The organism is Rhodanobacter geophilus (assembly GCF_040812275.1).
Taxonomy (GTDB): domain Bacteria; phylum Pseudomonadota; class Gammaproteobacteria; order Xanthomonadales; family Rhodanobacteraceae; genus Rhodanobacter_A; species Rhodanobacter_A geophilus.
In genome coordinates, this window is sequence record NZ_JBFOHL010000002.1 from 210,749 (window position 1) to 228,523 (window position 17,775).

Sequence of the window (17,775 nt, forward strand, 5' to 3'; positions counted from 1 at the left end):
TAAAAGTCCCCTTTGTCGAGCGGATCAATTGAGTATTGGTTTTTATATTGCAATGCTGGAGCATTTAGCTATGACTGCAAACAGCCCTTGGGACATATCGGAGCAAAATCCGGTTGTAGCAAGACCCTATGCAGTAGGCTTGTTTGACGTGCTTGGCTTTAAAGACAAATTTGAGAAATTAGGTCTTGAGCAAATTACTGCCAGATACGCCGCTTTAATTGATATCGTGATGGAGGGTGACAAGCATAGAGCTGAGATGGATCGGTTTTTTCCAGATAGGAAAGAAGGGCCTTATTGGTGTAGCGAAGCGAAGATCGTAATTGACAGCAGAGTCTATGCTGTTTATGCGAGTGACACATTTCTAGTCTGGTCGAATTACACATGGTCGGCTCTCCATACAACGGGAGAAGACGAGCTTAAAAAATTATCTCAAGACCCGCTTCATGATTGGCTATTCTACCCAGTGCCATGCGACCCATTTCTGGATGTCTGCAACGAATTGATCTGCCGCAGTCTTCAGGTTGGATTGCCGCTTCGGGGTGCTTTAGCCGTTGGAGACGGAGTTTTGGATAAAGTCAGGAATATCTTTCTTGGCCAGCCTGTCATTGATGCACACATGCTGGAGATCAATCAACAGTTTATTGGTGCTGGAATATGCAATTCGTTTACTCAGCAGACAATTCCTCCTCGTTACTGCTTAATGTTCGATAAGCAATTAAAAAACCATTTATACAAAGAGGGTAGTGGTCTAATCTTGGATTGGCCAAGGCACTGGAGGAATACCAGGAAATTTGACGTTAGGTCTATTATTGAATCAATGAATACTAATAGTGCATTCTCTGAATATTATCAGAATACGCTAGATTCGATAGAGCTTTCAGAGAAACATGCGAGCGACTTTGAGTCGGGCGATGCCTGCCCCATACGAAGCAATTATGAGCAGTTTTCGTATTCAAGAGACGGCGAGATCGCCGCATATGCACGACCAGTACGAAGGGTTTCACCAGAAGAACTTGAGAAACTGAGGCCAGCCACGCCCGATGATTGATCGGTCGGCGTAGCCGATTCGGTGAACTGGGGCCGGTTGTGCGGAGTCGGGCACATGCGGCGAGTTCATTGCCACCTTGGCGTGGCGTGTCGAGCGCGACAGTCGGATTGGTAGTCAGCCCCAACTGACATCAAACGCAGACAACAACGGCTGGCACACCAGATGGCATACCAGCCGTTGTCTCTTGCTTAAAAGTGAAGTTAAATCAGCAACTTGCACTTTGTCTTTGGCGGAGAGGGTGGGATTCGAACCCACGGTTGTGTTACCACAACGCCTGATTTCGAGTCAGGTACATTCGACCACTCTGCCACCTCTCCAAAGGGGTCGCGTGGTCTGCGCGAGCCGGCGATTTTACGTGGTGGATGGTGCCGTGACAAGCGCGGCGGGGCCGGCTTGCCACGGCAGGCGGGCTCAGCCGGCCTTCTTCTTCGCCAGCCGCAGCCAGGTGTCGACCACGGTGTCGGGGTTCAGCGACACCGACTCGATGCCCTGGTCCATCAGCCATTCGGCCAGGTCGGGGTGGTCGCTGGGGCCCTGGCCGCAGATGCCCACGTACTTGCCCTTGGCGCGTGCGGTCTTGATCGCCATCGACAGCAGCTTCTTCACCGCGGGGTTCCGCTCGTCGAACAGGTTGGCGACGATGGAGGAATCGCGGTCCAGGCCCAGGGTGAGCTGGGTGAGGTCGTTGGAGCCGATCGAGAAGCCGTCGAAGATCTCCAGGAACTCCTCGGCGAGCAGGGCGTTGGAGGGCACCTCGCACATCATGATGACCTTGAGGCCGTGCTCGCCCTGCCGGAGGTCGTTCTTCGCCAGCACCTCGACCACCTTGCGGCCTTCCTCCAGCGTGCGCACGAACGGGATCATCACCCATACGTTGTCCAGGCCCATCGCCTCGCGCACGCGCTTGACCGCCTTGCACTCCAGCCCGAACGCCTCGGCGAAGCTGGGATCGACATAGCGGCTGGCGCCGCGGAAGCCGATCATCGGGTTCTCCTCGTGCGGCTCGTAGCGCGAACCGCCGAGCAGGTTGGCGTATTCGTTGGACTTGAAGTCGCTCATGCGCACGATCACCGGCTTCGGGTACACCGAGGCGGCGATGGTGGCGATGCCTTCGGCGAGGCGGTCCACGTAGAACTCGACCGGGCCGGGGTAGCCGGCGATGCGCGCGTCGATCTTCGCCTTGGTCTCGGCGTCCTGCTTGCCGTATTCCAGCAGCGCCTTGGGATGCACGCCGATGTGGCTGGCGATGATCATCTCCAGGCGGGCGAGGCCGATGCCGGCGTTCGGCAGCATGCCGAAGTCGAACGCGCGCTCGGGGTTGGCCACGTTCATCATGATCTTCAGCGGCGCCTCGGGCATCGCGCCGAGGTCGGCGGTGACGCGCTCGAACTTCAGCTGGCCTTCGTAGATCGTGCCGGTGTCGCCCTCGGCGCAGGACACGGTGACGTCGGCGCCGTCGGGGATGCTGTCCAGCGCGTTGTGCGTGCCCACCACGGCGGGCACGCCCAGCTCGCGGGCGATGATCGCCGCGTGGCAGGTGCGGCCGCCGCGGTTGGTGACGATGGCGCTGGCGCGCTTCATCACCGGCTCCCAGTCGGGGTCGGTCATGTCGGCCACCAGCACGTCGCCGGGCTGCACCTTGTTCATGTCGGCCAGCGAGCGGATCACGCGCGCCTTGCCGGCGCCGATCTTCTGGCCGATCGCGCGGCCCTCGGCCAGCACCTTGCCCTTCTCGCCGAGGTGGAAGCGTTCGAGCTGGGTGGCGTGCGCGCGCGACTTCACCGTCTCCGGGCGCGCCTGCACGATGTAGAGCTTGCCGGTGTGGCCGTCCTTCGCCCACTCGATGTCCATCGGGCGGCCGTAGTGCTGCTCGATGATCAGCGCCTGCTTCGCCAGCGCTTCCACGTCGGCGTCACCGATGCAGAAGCGGTTGCGCAGCTCGGCCGGGGTGTCCTCGGTCCTCACGCGCTCGCCGGGCTGCTTCGAATACACCATGCGCAACTGCTTGGCGCCGAGGTTGCGGCGCAGGACGGCGGGCTTGCCGGCCTTCAGCGTGGGCTTGAACACGTAGAACTCGTCGGGGTTCACCGCGCCCTGCACGACCATCTCGCCGAGGCCGTAGCTGCCGGTGACGAACACCACGTCGCGGAAGCCCGATTCGGTGTCCAGCGTGAACAGCACGCCGGAGGCGCCCACGTCCGAACGCACCATCAGTTGCACGCCGGCGGAGAGGAACACGTTCTCGTGCGCGAAACCCTGGTGCACGCGGTAGGCGATGGCGCGGTCGTTGTACAGCGAGGCGAAGACCTCCTTCACCTTGTGCAGCACGTCGTCGATGCCGACCACGTTGAGGAAGGTCTCCTGCTGGCCGGCGAAGCTGGCGTCGGGCAGGTCTTCGGCGGTGGCCGAGGAACGGACCGCCACCGCGACGTCCGGATACTTCTGCGATCGTCCCTGATCGCCAGAATCAAAAACCGGAGATCCATCGCCGGACCCTTCAACAGAAGCCGCGTCCTTGCACAGCTTGGCGTAGGCGTCGCGGATGGCCTGGTCGAGCTCGGCCGGCAGCGGCGTCTCGGTGACCCACTCGCGGATCTCCTTGCCGGCCCTGGTCAGCGCGTCCACGTCGTCGACGTCGAGCTCGGCGAGGCGTGCCTGGATGCGCTTGGCCACGCCGCTCTTTTCCAGATACTGCTGGAACGCGTCGGCCGTGGTGGCAAAGCCGCCGGGCACCGAGACGCCCAGCCTGGCGAGGTTGCCGATCATCTCGCCGAGCGACGCGTTCTTGCCGCCGACCTTGGCGAGGTCGGTCATGCGCAACTGGTCGAGCCAAAGCACGAGCTGGTTCAAGGGGATCTCCTCAGGGAAAGTGCCGCAGACAGTGGAATGGTCGCGAAGCGCAGGCAGAAAGCGGGCCGCAAAGGATTGGTATTGTCCGCTGTCGATGGTGCGCGGCACAAGAAGACCAATGCCGGCCGGCGCCGCGCCAACTGCATACCAGTCAGGCGCCGGTCAAGCGGCGACAGTCTCCGGGGGCTTGCGCTAAGGTGCGTCGCAGGCGATCACCATGGCTTCCGGACCCTCCATGCAGCGCACGGTCTTCTTCATTTCCGACTCCACCGGCATCACCGCGGAGACGATCGGCAACAGTATCCTCGCGCAGTTCGAGGGACTGCGTTTCGACAAGCATCGCTTGCCCTTCATCGATGACACGCACAAGGCCGAGGCGGCCGCGCTGCGCATCAAGACGCATTACGCGAAGAGCGGTGAGCGGCCGATCGTGGTCAACACCATGGCCGACCGCGCGCTGTGCGACATCGTCGCGGCCAGCGGCGCGCTGATGCTGGACGTGTTCGCGCCGTTCATCGGTCCGCTGGAGACGGAGCTGGGCGCCAAGCGTTCCGGCGCGGTGAACCGCTCGCACGGCCTGGTGGATTTCGAGAAATACGAGGCGCGCATCAACGCCACCAACTACGCGCTGTCGCACGACGACGGCATCGACGTGGACTACGCGCAGGCCGACCTGATCCTGGTCGGCGTGTCGCGCTCGGGCAAGACGCCGACCTGCCTGTACATGGCCTTGCATTACGGCGTCAGCGCCGCCAACTACCCGCTGACCGACGAGGATCTGGAAAAGCTGGAACTGCCGGCGCGCCTGCGCCCGTATCGCGATCGCCTGTTCGGCCTCACCATCGAGCCCGAGCGGCTGGCGCAGATCCGCGAGCAGCGCCGCGCGGGCAGCCGCTATGCCACCCTCAAGCAGTGCCGCTGGGAGCTGGAGCAGGCCGACCGGCTGATGCGCCAGGCCGGCATCCCGTCCCTCAACACCACGCACGTGTCGATCGAGGAGATCGCGAGCAAGATCTTCGCCAGCTTCGGCATCGAGCGCACCATGTATTGAAACACCGCACAGGAGCAGCCAGCGTCCCATGAGTGCCGTACTCGACGATCGCCACAGCCTTTTGCCGGGACGCTTCGAGTTCCTGATGGGCCTGTATGCGGAGAACTACCACCGGCTGACGCGGCTGTTCGCACCCCAGCAGCTGGCGCCGGGGCAGTACGTGTCGGACGTGGATGACGGTCTCAACGTGCACCTGGCAGTGCAGGAGCGCCACCCTTACACGCTGGAGCTGGAACTCACCTACGACTTCGTCGACGCGCACACCGGCCATCGCGCGCCGTCGGCGCAACTGCGCATGTACACCGATGCCCACGTGGCCGAGGCGTTGCACTGTCATCCCGGGCGGCATCTGTGGCAGGTGCTCGGGCCGTTCGCGCCCGCGCACACGGTGTTCCAGCATCGCCTGCAGATGAATGGTTTCCTCGCGCGCTGGCTGGAGTACCTGGCGGAGCAGGGACACTCGATGGGAACGCTGGTGCGGGCCGATGCCGGGCCGTCGTAGGAGCAACTTCAGCCGCGACCAACGGCGTGGAATCGCGGCTGAAGCCGCTCCTGCAAGGGAGGCTCGCCGAGCCAACAAAAAAGCCGCCCCAGGGCGGCTTCTTTGTTGATCGTGGCGGAGCGGACGGGACTCGAACCCGCGACCTCCGGCGTGACAGGCCAGCATTCTAACCGACTGAACTACCGCTCCACATGTGTTTCCAGCAAAAGCAACAACGCGTACCAAATCCTGGCGTCCCCACGGGGATTCGAACCCCGGTCGCCACCGTGAAAGGGTGATGTCCTAGGCCTCTAGACGATGGGGACGTTGCTTTTTCGAAAAGTCCGCACAGGGAAGTGCGGGTTCTCGCAAAGGACTTGCGTTGAATCAAACCCTGGTGGAGCCAGGCGGGATCGAACCGCCGACCTCCTGCATGCCATGCAGGCGCTCTCCCAGCTGAGCTATGGCCCCGCCGCTGGAAGCCGCAAAGAATAGGTGGGGGTCGGAAATCCGTCAAGCTTTTTTTCAAGAAATCTTCACGTGATCGCCGGGCGTCATTGGACGTGATCCGTCCGGCGTCGGGCGTGCTGCATGCGAGGCATCGTTTAAGCTCCCGGCATCGGCGCAACCAGAGGTAGACATGCACGAGATCGGCTTCATCCGCGACCTCGCGATCGTGATGCTCGTGGCCGGCGCCGCCACGATCCTGTTCCAGCGTTTTCGCCAGCCGGTGCTGCTTGGCTACATCCTGGCCGGTGTGCTGATCGGCCCGCACACGCCGGGCATGCTGGTCGCCGATCCGCGCGCGATCGACGACATCTCCAATCTCGGCGTGGTGCTGCTGATGTTCACGCTGGGGCTGGAGTTCAGCGTGCGCAAGTTGCGCGAGGTAGGCATCGGCGTGCTCGCGGTGGCGGTGCTGGAAGTGGGCCTGATGCTGTGGATCGGCGTGGGCCTGGGTGGCCTGTTCGGCTGGAAGGGCATCGACGCGCTGTTCCTCGGCGCGATCATCGCGCTGTCCTCGACCATGGTCGCCACGCGCACGCTGAAGGAGGGCGGCAAGCAGGGCCTGCCGTTCGCGAAACTGGTGGTGGGGCTGCTGGTGGCGGAGGACGTGCTCACCATCGTGATGCTGACCCTGCTCACCGCGGTGGCGATCGGCGGCACCGTGCATGCGGACACCGCATTCGCGCTGATCGGCCATCTCGGCCTGTTCGTGGTGGTGGGCATGATCCTGGGCCTGCTGCTGCTGCCGCGGCTGGTGGACTACGTGGCCGGCTTCGGCCGCGACGAGACCCTGCTGGTGAGCGTGCTCGGCATCTGCTTCGGCGCCAGCCTGCTGGCGGTGTGGATGGGGTTCAGCGTGGCGCTGGGTGCCTTCCTCGCCGGCGCGGTGGTGGCCGAGGCGCGCAGCGTGGGGCGCGTGCTGCACCTGATCGAGCCGCTGCGCGACATGTTCGCCGCGCTGTTCTTCGTGGCGATCGGCCTGAAGATCGACCCGGCGATGCTGTGGCAGTACGCGTTGCCGGCGCTGCTGATCGCCGCGGTGGTGATCGTGGGCAAGACGCTGGCCTGCGGCCTGGGCATCCTCGCCGTGGGGCACGACGCGCGCACCGCGCTGCGGTCGGGCCTGAGCATGGCGCAGATCGGCGAGTTCTCGTTCGTGATCGCCACGCTGGGCCTGTCGCTGGGCGCGATCAGCGATTTCCTCTATCCGATCGCGGTGGCGGTGTCGGTGCTGTGCATGGCGTCGTCGCCGTACCTGGGGCGCTCGGCCGACCGGCTTGCCGATGGCCTGTCGCGCATCACGCCGCGGTCGTTGCGCCTGCTGGCCGACAGCTACAGCGGCTGGCTGGAGAACCTCAAGCCGGTGAACGAGAACGCGGTGCTGGCGGCGATGCTGCGCCGCCTGCTGTGGCATATCGCGGTCAACGTGCTGCTGGTGGTCACGCTGTTCGTGATCGGCGCCTACGTGAATTCGCACGGCTGGGACTGGTTCGCGCAATTCGGCATCCATCGCGACCTGCGCCACACGCTGATCTGGGCCGGCGCGCTGTTCCTGTCGCTGCCGATGCTGATCGCCGTGTACCGCAAGGCCGAGGCGCTGGGCATGCTGCTGGCCGAGCTGGGCATACGCGAGCGTTTCGCCGGTGCCTACACGCAGGCGATCCGCAACGTGCTGGCGCGGATGATCCCGCTGGCCACCCTGTTCGCCCTGGCGCTGCTGGTCAGCGCGCTGGGCTCGGCGATCCTGCCGCCGCGCGGGGTGGCGCTGTCGCTGCTGGTGGCCGGCGTGACGCTGGCGGTGGTGCTGTGGCGCAGCCTGGTGAAGCTGCATGCGCGGCTGCAGGCCGCCCTGAAGGAGACGCTGGACAAGCCGGAGCCGCCCGAGCAGGGCCATTCCGCCTGATGGGGTCAGGCATGTTTCGCCGGTGCCTCGTGCCGAATCGACGGAACCTTTCCACGACTTGACTGTCGCAACTGAACCCGATTGCAAGCCCGGCGCAGTCGCCCCACAATGGGCGACCATGCCTCCGCGGTGGGGGCCCGGCCGGCGGCACCGGCATATCCAATACGAGGGAGTTTCGAATGAAGCATTTTCTGCGCCCCACGCTGACGGCGGTGGCGATGACCGCGGCGCTGGGCCTGTCGGCGGGTGCATTCGCCGCCCAGAAGACCACCACCAAGGCCCCCAGCAGTGCCGCCGGCACGGTTGACAAGGCCAAGGCCAGCTACGTGGTGGGCTGGGAGATTGCTTCCCAGGTTCCGCCGATCATGCGTGACGAGCTGGACCCGACTGCCGTGGCGAATGCGGTGAAGGCCGCGCTCTCCGGCCAGAAGCCGACCATGAGCGAGGCCGAGGCCAAGCAGGTGCATGACGCCTTCATGGCCAAGATCAAGGCCAAGTACCAGGCCGAGATGGCCAAGGAAGCCGCCAAGAACAAGACCGAGGGCGACGCCTTCCTTGCCAAGAACAAGACCCAGCCGGGCGTGAAGGTCACCGCCTCGGGCCTGCAGTACCAGGTCATCAGCCAGGGCACCGGTGCCCGCCCGGGTCCGAGCGACACGGTGAAGATCGATTACACCGGCAGCTTCATCGACGGCACGGTGTTCGATGCCTCCTCCAAGCACAACCCGCCGGGCCCGGCCGACATCCCGCTGGCCGGCGTGATCCCGGGTTTCCGCGAGGGCCTGCAGCTGATGCAGGTGGGTGGCCACTACAAGCTGTTCATCCCGGCGAACCTGGCCTACGGCGCCGAGCCGCAGCCGCCGATGCCGCCGAACGCCACGCTGATCTTCGACGTGACCCTGGTCAGCACCAAGCCGACGCCGGCCGCTCCTGCCGGCAACGGTGGCGGCAACAGCGGCCAGTAAGCACGGCCCTGGCAGTCCATGGCGAGAGGGCGCGAAGCGATTCGCGCCCTCTCGCTTTGTCGGGCCATGGCGACGGCCGCCCGGTTAGAATGCGCGTTCACGTTCCACAGGAATCGGCAGCACGATGAAAGTCACGATCTTCGGCACCGGCTATGTCGGCCTGGTCACCGGCGCCTGCCTCGCCGAGATGGGCAACCATGTGGTCTGCGTGGACATCGACGCGGGCAAGGTCGAGCGCCTGAAGCGCGGCGAGATCCCGATCTACGAGCCGGGCCTGGAGCCCATCGTCAAGCGCAACCATGCCGACGGCCAGCTCGACTTCACGACCGAGGCCGCGCCGGCGGTCGCACATGGCGAGGCGATCTTCATCGCGGTGGGCACGCCGCCCGACGAGGACGGCAGCGCCGACCTGCAATACGTGCTGGGCGTGGCCAAGACCATCGGCCGGCACCTGGACCGTTACGCGGTGGTGGTGAACAAGTCCACCGTGCCGGTGGGCACCGCCGACCGCGTGCGCGCGGCGATCGCGGCGGAGCTGGCCGAGCGTGGCGCGAACGTCGAGTTCGACGTGGTCTCCAACCCCGAATTCCTCAAGGAAGGCGACGCGGTGGAGGATTGCCTGCGCCCCGACCGCATCATCATCGGCAGCTCCAGCGCGCGCGCGGTGGCCGTGCTGCGCAAGCTGTACGCGCCGTTCAACCGCAACCACGAGCGCACCGTGGTGATGGACGAGCGTTCCGCCGAGCTGACCAAGTACGCCGCCAACGCGATGCTGGCGACCAAGATCAGCTTCATGAACGAGATCGCCAACATCGCCGAGCGCGTGGGCGCCGACGTGGAACTGGTGCGCCAGGGCATCGGCGCGGACCCGCGCATCGGCTACCACTTCATCTACCCCGGTGCCGGCTACGGCGGCTCGTGCTTCCCCAAGGACGTGCAGGCGCTGGAGCGCACCGCGCGCGGCACGGGTTATCAGGCGCGCCTGCTCGGCGCGGTCGAGGCGGTGAACCACGACCAGAAGACCAAGCTGTTCGAGCTGATCATGCGCCATTTCGATGGCGACCTGCGCGGCAAGACCATCGCGCTATGGGGCCTCGCCTTCAAGCCGAACACCGACGACATGCGCGAAGCCTCCAGCCGCCACCTGATGGAGGCGCTGTGGGCGGCCGGCGCACGCGTGCAGGCCTTCGATCCGGAGGCGCGCGAGGAAACCCGGCGCATCTACGGCGAACGCGCGGATCTCGTGCTGTGCGAGCATGCCTACGAGGCGTTGCAGGATGCGGACGCGCTGGCCATCGTCACCGAGTGGAAGGCGTTCCGCAGCCCCGATTTCGCGCGCATCCGCGCCACGCTGAAGGTGCAGGCGATCTTCGACGGCCGCAATCTCTACGATCCGGTGGCGGTGGAGGAGGCGGGCCTGGCCTATTACGGCATCGGCCGCGGCCGCAGCCTGCGGAAGGCGCGCTGATGGATGCGATCGAGCAGCGCCTGGCCGATCTCGAAGTGCGGCTGACCTTCATCGACGATACCGTGCAGGCGCTGGCCGCGGCCGATGCCGAACAGGCGATGCGCATCGTCGAACTGGAGCGGCTGCTGCACCTGCTGCGCCAGGAACTGCAGAGCGTGCGCCTCGGCGCGGCATCCGATGCGCACAGCGAGCCGCCACCGCCGCACTACTGAAGAGTGCGGCCAAGGACGGCCGCCCGTTTGATCTTCGCGATCATGGACGATCGCAGTGAAAAGCATCGGGCATTACCGGAACCACGATCATGAGCGAATCCCTGCGCGACCAGCTGCTGAAGAGCGGTCTCGTCAAGCAAATCCGCGAGGAAAAGCGCGGCAACGAAGGCAAGGGCAGGTCATCCGGCAGGCCGCAGGGCCATGGCGGCAAGCCGCCGGCGCCGCGCCGCAGCCAGGAAGAGATCGACCTGGCCAAGGCCTACGCGATCCGTGCCCAGACCGAGGCGACCGAGCGCAAGCGCGCGCAGCAGGAGGCCGAGGAGCAGGCGCGCCTGCGCCGCGAGCGCAAGCAGAAGATCCAGCAGTTGCTGGACGGCAAGGCCTTGAACAAGGCCGAGACCGAACTGGTACGCAACTTCGAGTACGGCGGCAAGATCCGCCGCATCCACGTCGATGCGGCGCAACTGGCCGCGCTCAATGCGGGCGAGCTGGGCGTGGTGCAGCAAGCAGGGCGTTACCTGCTGGTCAGTCGCGAGATTGCCGAGCAGGTGCGGACGATCGACGGGCACCAACTGGCCTTGCTGGTCGATCCGGATGTGGCTGGCAGCGACGATGACGGCGTGCCTGACGATCTGGTCTGGTAGCACGACCGCGTTGCGCATGTGAAAGCGCCCGGCTGGTACCGGGCGTTTTCGTTGCGGCGTATGCCGCATCAGAACGTGGTGGTGGCCGCCAGCGCTGGGTGATCCCAGCCTTCCTTGGGCGTGAAGCGGGCACCGTGGCGCTGCGCCAGCTGTTCCAGCTTCGCCTTGACCGCATCGGCTCCCTCGCTGCGCAGATACTGGATCGGACCGCCGCGGAATGGCGCGAAGCCGGTGCCGAAGATCACGCCCGCGTCGAGCAGGTCGGCGTCGTCCACCACGCCATCGGCGAGGCAGGCCACGGCCTCGTTCACCATGGACAGGATCATGCGGTCGACGAGGTCGGGCGCCGCCTGGTAGTCGGGATCGACTTCCGGCCTGATCGGCTTGCCGTCCTGCCACACGTACAGGCCCTGGCCGTCCTTCTTGCCGCGCTTGCCGGCGTCCAGCTTGTCCTCCAGCCCGGGCGGCAGTTCCAGGCCGAGGAAGGGCGACAGTTCCTTCCCTACCGAAACACAGACATCCAGGCCCACGGTGTCGGCCAGTTCGATCGGCCCCATCGGCATGCCGAACTGCTTCGCCGCCTTGTCCAGCACCGGGCCTGGCACGCCTTCGTTGTACAGGCGCAGCGCCTCCAGCAGGTAGGGCATCAGGATGCGGTTGACCAGGAAGCCGGGCGTGCCCTTCACCGCCACCGGCAGCTTGCCGATCGCCTTGCAGAACGCCAGCACGCGCTTCTCGACGGCGGGGTCGAGCTGGTCGTGGCGAACCACCTCGACCAGCGGCATCTGCGCCACCGGGTTGAAGAAGTGCAGGCCGAGGAAGCGCTGCGGCGACTCGAGGTGCTTGCGCAACTCGTCCAGCGGAATGCTGGAGGTATTGCTGGCGAGGATTTTCCCGTCCGGGAACTGCGGCTCGATGGCGGCGTACAGCGCCTCCTTGGCCTCGGCGTTCTCGTAGATCGCCTCGATGGCGAGGTCGGCGTCCTTCACGCCGCTGCCTCCCACGTCGGCGCGCAGGCGCCGGACGGTGGCCTCGATCTTTTCCGGCGTCTTCAGCTTCTTCTCGTACAGCTTGCGTGCGCGATCCAGCGCGGGCTGCACGAACTTCATCTCGCGGTCCTGCAGGGTCACCTCGAAGCCCTTGAGCGCGGTCCAGGCGGCGATGTCGCCGCCCATCACGCCGGCGCCCACCACGTGCACATGCTTGATGCCGTGCTCGGTGCCGGCGCCCTGGTTCTTCAGGCGTTCCTGCAGGAAGAACAGGCGGATCAGGTTGTGCGCGGTGGGCGTGGCCGCCAGTTTCGCCACCGAGCACGCCTCCAGCTTCAGCCGCCGGCGGATGTCGCCGCCGCCGCGCTGCCACACGTCGATCAGCGCGAACGGGGCCGGGTAGTGTTCCTTGCGCACCTTGGCGGCGGTCTGCTTCATCACCATCGGCGCGAGGATCTGCCGCGCCGGCCAGCAGTTGGTGAGCCAGGCCCTGGCGCGGCGCGCGAAGGGCCGCGGCTGCGGGCGGCGCAGCAGGGCGCGCGCCTCGGCCAGCAGTTCCTCGGGCGGCGCCACGCGGTCGACCACGCCGAGCGCCAGCGCACGCCTCGCGGACAGCGCCTTGCCGGTCAGCATCAGTGGCAGTGCCTCGGAGGCGCCGATCAGCCGCGGCAGGCGTGCGGTGCCCCCCCAGCCCGGATGGATGCCCAGCATCACCTCGGGCAGGGCGATCTTCGTCTTGTCGTCGTCCGCCGCGATGCGCTGGTTGCAGGCCAGGATCAGTTCGGTGCCGCCACCCATGCAGGCGCCGTGCACCGCCGCCACCGTGGGGCAGGGCAACCTTGCCAGCGCCTCGTACACCTGCTGGCCGTGCTCGATGTTCTCCAGCACGCTGCCCTGCTTCGCGTATTCCACGAATTCCCTGATGTCCGCGCCCACGGCGAAGCCGGCGGGCTTGGCGGAATGCACGATCACGCCGGCCGGCTGCTCGATCGCCAGCCGCTCGACAATCTGGCCCAGTTCGTCGAGCACGGCGCGATGGATGGCGTTGACGCTGCTGCCGGCGCGGTCGAGGCTGAGCGTGACGATGCCGTGCTCGTCCAGGCTCGTCTTCCAGTGGTTGAAGCGCAATCCTTCGAACATGGGGGCTGGGGAGTGGTGGACGAAGCCCGAACCATACCGTCCCGTCCGGGCGAATGCGAGGTGCGGCCGGGGCATGCCGGCAGGCGCAACGCACGGACTTGCGTCGACTTTCGGAATCTTCCGATCGGTCGAATGTGAAGCGGTTCGCCCATCGCTGCGGCGGACAGGCTCCAGAATGGGCGCAAACCATGGAGAATGTGCCATGGAGGCCGCCGGCCGGCGCAGCATCGTGCCGGTCGCGCCGAATGATTCAGGGAGTCACGATGACATCGATGATGGACATGCCCTTGCCATCTTCCGGTCACGACGTCTTCGAGCGGATCCTGGCCGCGCCGGCCGGGGTGGTGGCCGTGCGCAGCGAGGACGGCGAGGCGCTGCTGGAGCATTTCCGCGGCATCGCCCGTCACAGCGGGCAGGCGGTGTACCTGTGGCAGCCGGGCCTGGGCCTGTCCAGCCTGCGCGATGCGCATGCGCGTGTACCCGATGCGCAACGCCTCGGCCAGGCCTTGCGCTACATGCAGCAGAGCATGCATTTCGGCGTCTACGTGCTGCAGGAACTGGAGTTGCCGCTGGCATCGACCGATCTCGCCTTGTTGCGGCAACTGGCGCGGGCAACCACCGGGCACCTGCGTCGCGTGGTGCTGCTGAACGCACCGCGGGCCCTGGTCGAGCAACTGGGCGAACTGATCAGCTGCATCGACAGCGAGCCCGAGTTGCCGCAGCGCCTGCGCCTGCGCGACGGCCGCTGGCTGAGCGGGCAGGCATGAGCGAAGGCATTCTCGTACTGGCCGAGCAGCGCGACCTGCGTCGCCGCCTGTTCGACGTGTTCGAGCGGGCGGGCTGCCGGCATATCCACAGTGCCCGCGACCCGCAGCACGCGGCGATTCTGCTGGAAGGGCGCCAGCCGCTGGAACTGATGGTGGCCGTGCTCGGCCACGATGCGGCGCAGGCCCGCCGCTGCTGCGAGCAATTGCGCGCCCTGGCGGCCGGCGCGGGCGTGCCGCTGCTGGCGGTCCTGGACGAAGCCGCGCCGCTGCAGGCCGCCCAGTTGCCCGACGAAGTCGCAGGCTGGTTGCATGCCGCCCAGATCGAGGCCGAACTGCTGACACGCTGGCAGCAACTGCCAGCGGCCCCGCCATCGGCGGAACCCGCGCCAAGCCGCAGCGCGGCGGAGAACGCCCTGGCCCTGCTGGTGCGCATCTTCGCCACCGGTGGCGGTAGCGCCACCCGTGACGCCACCGCCCGCTTGCTGTTCGACGAGCTGGCGCTGGACTATCTCGCCGTGTGGCCGGTACGCAACGAAGGCGGCGAGGTTCCGGTGCCGCTGCTGCAGCTGTGGAATGGCGCGGAGCCGACGTGGCCGCCCGTCGAGTCGCAGATTCTGCTGCAGCGTGTGCTGGACGGCGAGGCGGTGCTCCATCGCAGCGATGCGCAACAACGGATGCCTGACGATCCCCTGCTGCCGCTGCTCGAACTGTCCGGCTTCGTGGGCCTGCCGCTGCTCGACGAGCGTCGCGTGGTGCTGGGCGCGATGCTGGCCGGCGCCCGGCGCGGTTTTGGCGACATGGCGATCGTCGAACCGCTGCTGCGCTGCGCGGCGGCCCGCTTCGCGCAGGGGCTGGAGCTGGGCCTCACGCGCGAGCAGGGGCGTGCCGAGGGCCTGCTCGACGCGCTCACCGGCCTGCCGAACCGGCTGCTGTTCGGCGACCGGCTGGAGTCGATCCTGCGCGAGGCGGTGCGCAACGGCGAATGCTTCGCCGTGCTGTTCGTGGACCTCGACCACTTCAAGACGGTCAACGATACCCATGGCCACGCCGCCGGCGACCAGGTGCTGCAGGAAGTGACCCGCCGCCTGCGTGGCAGCGTGCGCGCCTCCGACACCGTGGCGCGCTATGCCGGCGACGAATTCACCGTGGTGCTGCGCCACATCGTGAAGAACGACGACGTGCAGCGGGTGGCGGAGAAGATCCTGCAGGTGGTGGCCGAACCGCTGCAGCTGGAAAACGGCACGCGCCTGCAGGTCGGCGTGTCGATCGGCGTGAGCTTCTTCCCCGACGACGCGGCCGACGCGGAAACCCTGCTCAAGCACGCCGACGAGGCGATGTACGCGGCCAAGCGCCAGGGGCGCAACACCTGCCGCATCTACGAGGTGAGCCCGGAGTACGCGCGCGAGCACGGCCTGGCGCTGCGCTCGCGCCTGCGCCACGCGCTGGGCAACGGCGAGCTGCGACTGGTCTACCAGCCGCAGGTGGGCACCGAGAGCGAGGACATCGTGGGGATGGAGGCGCTGTTGCGCTGGGAGCATCCCGAGCTGGGGCCGATCAGTCCCGCGGTGTTCATCCCGCTGGCGGAGGAGACCGGCCTGATCGTGCCGATCGGTGAATGGGTGCTGCGCACGGCCTGCCGCCAGGCCCATGAATGGGAGCAGCGCTACGGCCTGCGCCTGCGCCTGGGCGTCAACCTGTCCGCGCTGCAGCTGATGGAGCCGAAGCTGCCCGCCACGATATTCCGCGCGCTGCAGGAAACCGGGCTCGATCCCACCCTGCTGGAGCTGGAGGTCACCGAGAGCATCAGCATCAAGGCCGCGCCGAACCTGGTGGAGAACCTGCGGGCGCTGCATCGGCTGGGCTGCCGCATCGCGATCGACGACTTCGGCACCGGTGCCGCCTCGCTGGACTACCTGCGCAAGCTGCCGGCCGACCGCATCAAGGTCGACCAGAGCTTCGTGCGCAACATCGGGGTGGACCCGGACGACGAGGCCATCGTGCGCGCCACCATCGAGATGGCGCATCGGCTCAATCGCAGCGTGGTCGCCGAGGGCGTGGAGACCGAGCAGCACCTGGCCTTCCTGCGCGCCGAGCAGTGCGACGAGCTGCAGGGGTACCTGTTCTGCCGGCCGCTGCCGGTGGTTTCCTTCGAGCGCCTGCTGGCCGAGCGCCAGAACCTGCTGGGCCAGGCGACCGCCGTACCGGCTTGAGCCGGACCCGCTTCGGCCCCATGCTCGGTTGACCCGCCAGGCGGGCCTGCCGACGGCAGGCCGTGCGTCAGGATGGAATCGCTACACTGGCGCGCAACGCTGAACTTGCGCGCCCGGCCCCGGTCTGAGCAGCGCGCTCGTTCTGGCACAAGCTCCGCAGCGGAAGACGGCATTGACGACGGATACGGCCCGGACGGGCGAAAACGAACTGGATCGGGCACTGGTCGAACGCGTGCAGGGCGGCGACAAGCGCGCCTTCGACCTGCTGGTGCGCAAGTACCAGCACAAGCTGGTGGGGCTGGTCTCGCGCTACGTGAAGAGCCATGCCGAGTGCGAGGACATCGCCCAGGAGTCCTTCATCCGCGCCTGGCGGGCGATCGGCTCGTTCCGCGGCGACAGCGCGTTCTACACCTGGCTCTACAAGATCGCGGTGAATACCGCCAAGAACCACCTGGTGGCGATGGGGCGGCGCCCGCCCACCGACGACATCGACGCCGAGGAAGCCGTGTTCCTGTCCGGCGCCGAGCGCATGCACGACAGCGCCACCCCCGAACGCGAGTTGATGCGGCAGGAAATTGAACATTCGGTGTTTTCCACTGTCCAAGCGCTGCCAGAGGAGCTCAGGGTGGCCATCACGCTGCGCGAGGTGGACGGCCTGAGCTACGAGGAAATCGCCGAGGCGATGGGCTGCCCGATCGGGACGGTGCGTTCGCGCATCTTCCGGGCCCGCGAGGCGATCGACGAGAAGTTGCGGCCGCTGTTGTCGGACCGCGAGGAGCAGACATGAACCAGCCAGACCAGCATGCGCGTGAGCACCTTTCGGCCGGCATCGACGGTGAGCTGTCGCACGAGGAGCTGCGCTTCCTGCTGCGGCGGCTCGACCACGATGGCGAGTTGCGCCGTACCTGGGTGAGTTACCACGTGGCCCGCGATGGGCTGCGCCGGCAGTTGCCGGCGCTGGCCGAGGCCGGCTTCGTGTCGCGGGTGATGCTGGCGATCGAACAGGAATCCGTCGCGGCTGCCGCGCCGCGCCAGCACCGCTGGCTGCGCTGGTCGGCCGGCGGCGCGATCGCGGCCGGCGTGGCCGCCGCGGCGCTGATGATCGCGCAACCCACCGCCGACACCGAACGGCACGCCGCTCCGATGACCGCGCAGGCCGCGCCGAAGATGCCGGCGCGCAGCGCTCCGGCAGCCCTGCCGCAGCCGTCGGAAGTGGCCGTGGTGCCGCCGTGGCTGAGCGGCAAGGCGCCGGGCCTGCTCAGCCAGCAGGCCTCGGCCACGCTGGGTGCGCCGGCCAGTACCGATTTCTCGTCCTATGGCCGCGGCGCCTTGCCGTTCCGCGCGCAGCGCTATCGCACGCTGGACAACCACGACGGCAGCTATCTGATCCTGCTCGATCCTGCCCAGCAGCAGGTGCCTGACGTGCAGCGCCAGGGCGCCACCGGCACGCAGTGAGGCCCGGCCGCGTGCACGTTCCGCGGTCCGCCATCCCATGCTGTTCTGCTCGCGCACGGCCCCCTCGGGGTCGCGGGCGATGCGT

General features: G+C 66.6%; 14 protein-coding genes and 4 tRNA genes. 12 read left to right on the forward strand and 6 right to left on the reverse strand.

The window, feature by feature from the left end; translation table 11 throughout:
• The first annotated feature begins 28 nt into the window (after window positions 1-28).
• Window positions 29-1,048 (forward strand): hypothetical protein, encoded by a 1,020-nt coding sequence (locus ABQJ56_RS03095; RefSeq protein ID WP_367843522.1) that lies wholly within the window; start codon window positions 29-31, stop codon window positions 1,046-1,048.
• A gap of 227 nt (window positions 1,049-1,275) precedes the next feature.
• Here ABQJ56_RS03095 and ABQJ56_RS03100 read toward each other — a convergent pair.
• Together ABQJ56_RS03100 and ppsA are read right to left on the reverse strand one after the other, a co-directional pair.
• Window positions 1,276-1,365, reverse strand: a tRNA-Ser gene (locus ABQJ56_RS03100).
• A gap of 94 nt (window positions 1,366-1,459) precedes the next feature.
• Window positions 1,460-3,898 (reverse strand): phosphoenolpyruvate synthase, encoded by a 2,439-nt coding sequence (gene ppsA / locus ABQJ56_RS03105; RefSeq protein WP_367843523.1) that lies wholly within the window; start codon window positions 3,896-3,898, stop codon window positions 1,460-1,462.
• A gap of 235 nt (window positions 3,899-4,133) precedes the next feature.
• Here ppsA and ppsR point away from each other — a divergent pair, with 235 nt between their 5' ends.
• Window positions 4,134-4,949, forward strand: coding sequence for a posphoenolpyruvate synthetase regulatory kinase/phosphorylase PpsR (gene ppsR, locus ABQJ56_RS03110; protein WP_367843524.1), 816 nt, complete (start codon window positions 4,134-4,136; stop codon window positions 4,947-4,949).
• A 28-nt stretch (window positions 4,950-4,977) separates the two neighbouring features.
• Window positions 4,978-5,451 carry a DUF1249 domain-containing protein gene (locus ABQJ56_RS03115; RefSeq protein ID WP_367843525.1) on the forward strand — a complete coding sequence of 158 codons (474 nt, stop codon included), beginning with the start codon at window positions 4,978-4,980 and terminating at the stop codon, window positions 5,449-5,451.
• 112 nt (window positions 5,452-5,563) lie between these two features.
• On the opposite strand, the gene ABQJ56_RS03120 is transcribed toward ABQJ56_RS03115, so the two are convergent.
• From ABQJ56_RS03120 to ABQJ56_RS03130, 3 genes are all read right to left on the reverse strand, one after another.
• Window positions 5,564-5,640: transfer RNA gene (locus tag ABQJ56_RS03120), tRNA-Asp, on the reverse strand.
• 40 nt (window positions 5,641-5,680) lie between these two features.
• Window positions 5,681-5,756, reverse strand: a tRNA-Glu gene (locus ABQJ56_RS03125).
• 69 nt (window positions 5,757-5,825) lie between these two features.
• A tRNA-Ala gene (locus ABQJ56_RS03130) sits at window positions 5,826-5,901 on the reverse strand.
• Window positions 5,902-6,070: 169 nt separating this feature from the next.
• Between ABQJ56_RS03130 and ABQJ56_RS03135 the strand changes: the two genes are divergently transcribed.
• From ABQJ56_RS03135 to ABQJ56_RS03155, 5 genes are all read left to right on the forward strand, one after another.
• Entirely contained in the window at window positions 6,071-7,840 is a 1,770-nt protein-coding gene (locus ABQJ56_RS03135) for a cation:proton antiporter (protein WP_367843526.1), read from the forward strand.
• Window positions 7,841-8,019: 179 nt separating this feature from the next.
• Window positions 8,020-8,805 (forward strand): FKBP-type peptidyl-prolyl cis-trans isomerase N-terminal domain-containing protein, encoded by a 786-nt coding sequence (locus tag ABQJ56_RS03140; protein WP_367843527.1) that lies wholly within the window; start codon window positions 8,020-8,022, stop codon window positions 8,803-8,805.
• A 124-nt stretch (window positions 8,806-8,929) separates the two neighbouring features.
• Entirely contained in the window at window positions 8,930-10,273 is a 1,344-nt protein-coding gene (locus ABQJ56_RS03145) for a UDP-glucose dehydrogenase family protein (RefSeq protein ID WP_367843528.1), read from the forward strand.
• Window positions 10,273-10,485: a SlyX family protein gene (locus tag ABQJ56_RS03150; RefSeq protein WP_367843529.1), complete on the forward strand. Its 213-nt coding sequence runs from the start codon at window positions 10,273-10,275 to the stop codon at window positions 10,483-10,485. The genes ABQJ56_RS03145 and ABQJ56_RS03150 overlap by 1 nt, the downstream gene beginning before the upstream one ends.
• Before the next feature lie 89 nt (window positions 10,486-10,574).
• A complete protein-coding gene (locus tag ABQJ56_RS03155) occupies window positions 10,575-11,129 on the forward strand; it encodes a DUF2058 domain-containing protein (RefSeq protein WP_367843530.1) in 555 nt (184 codons plus the stop codon).
• A gap of 68 nt (window positions 11,130-11,197) precedes the next feature.
• Here the strand turns inward: ABQJ56_RS03155 and ABQJ56_RS03160 are convergent, their stop codons facing one another.
• Complete coding sequence (locus ABQJ56_RS03160; protein WP_367843531.1) at window positions 11,198-13,258, reverse strand: 3-hydroxyacyl-CoA dehydrogenase NAD-binding domain-containing protein; 2,061 nt, start codon at window positions 13,256-13,258, stop codon at window positions 11,198-11,200.
• Window positions 13,259-13,521: 263 nt separating this feature from the next.
• Here ABQJ56_RS03160 and ABQJ56_RS03165 point away from each other — a divergent pair, with 263 nt between their 5' ends.
• The 4 genes from ABQJ56_RS03165 (at window position 13,522) to ABQJ56_RS03180 (ending at window position 17,690) form a co-directional block, all read left to right on the forward strand.
• Window positions 13,522-14,025, forward strand: coding sequence for a Ycf46 family AAA ATPase (locus tag ABQJ56_RS03165; protein ID WP_367843532.1), 504 nt, complete (start codon window positions 13,522-13,524; stop codon window positions 14,023-14,025).
• On the forward strand, window positions 14,022-16,235 hold the full coding sequence (locus ABQJ56_RS03170) for a putative bifunctional diguanylate cyclase/phosphodiesterase (RefSeq protein ID WP_367843533.1): 2,214 nt from the start codon (window positions 14,022-14,024) through the stop codon (window positions 16,233-16,235). The genes ABQJ56_RS03165 and ABQJ56_RS03170 overlap by 4 nt, the downstream gene beginning before the upstream one ends.
• Before the next feature lie 172 nt (window positions 16,236-16,407).
• On the forward strand, window positions 16,408-17,022 hold the full coding sequence (gene rpoE, locus ABQJ56_RS03175) for an RNA polymerase sigma factor RpoE (RefSeq protein ID WP_367843534.1): 615 nt from the start codon (window positions 16,408-16,410) through the stop codon (window positions 17,020-17,022).
• Window positions 17,019-17,690 carry a sigma-E factor negative regulatory protein gene (locus ABQJ56_RS03180; RefSeq protein WP_367843535.1) on the forward strand — a complete coding sequence of 224 codons (672 nt, stop codon included), beginning with the start codon at window positions 17,019-17,021 and terminating at the stop codon, window positions 17,688-17,690. The genes rpoE and ABQJ56_RS03180 overlap by 4 nt, the downstream gene beginning before the upstream one ends.
• Window positions 17,691-17,775: the final 85 nt, after the last annotated feature.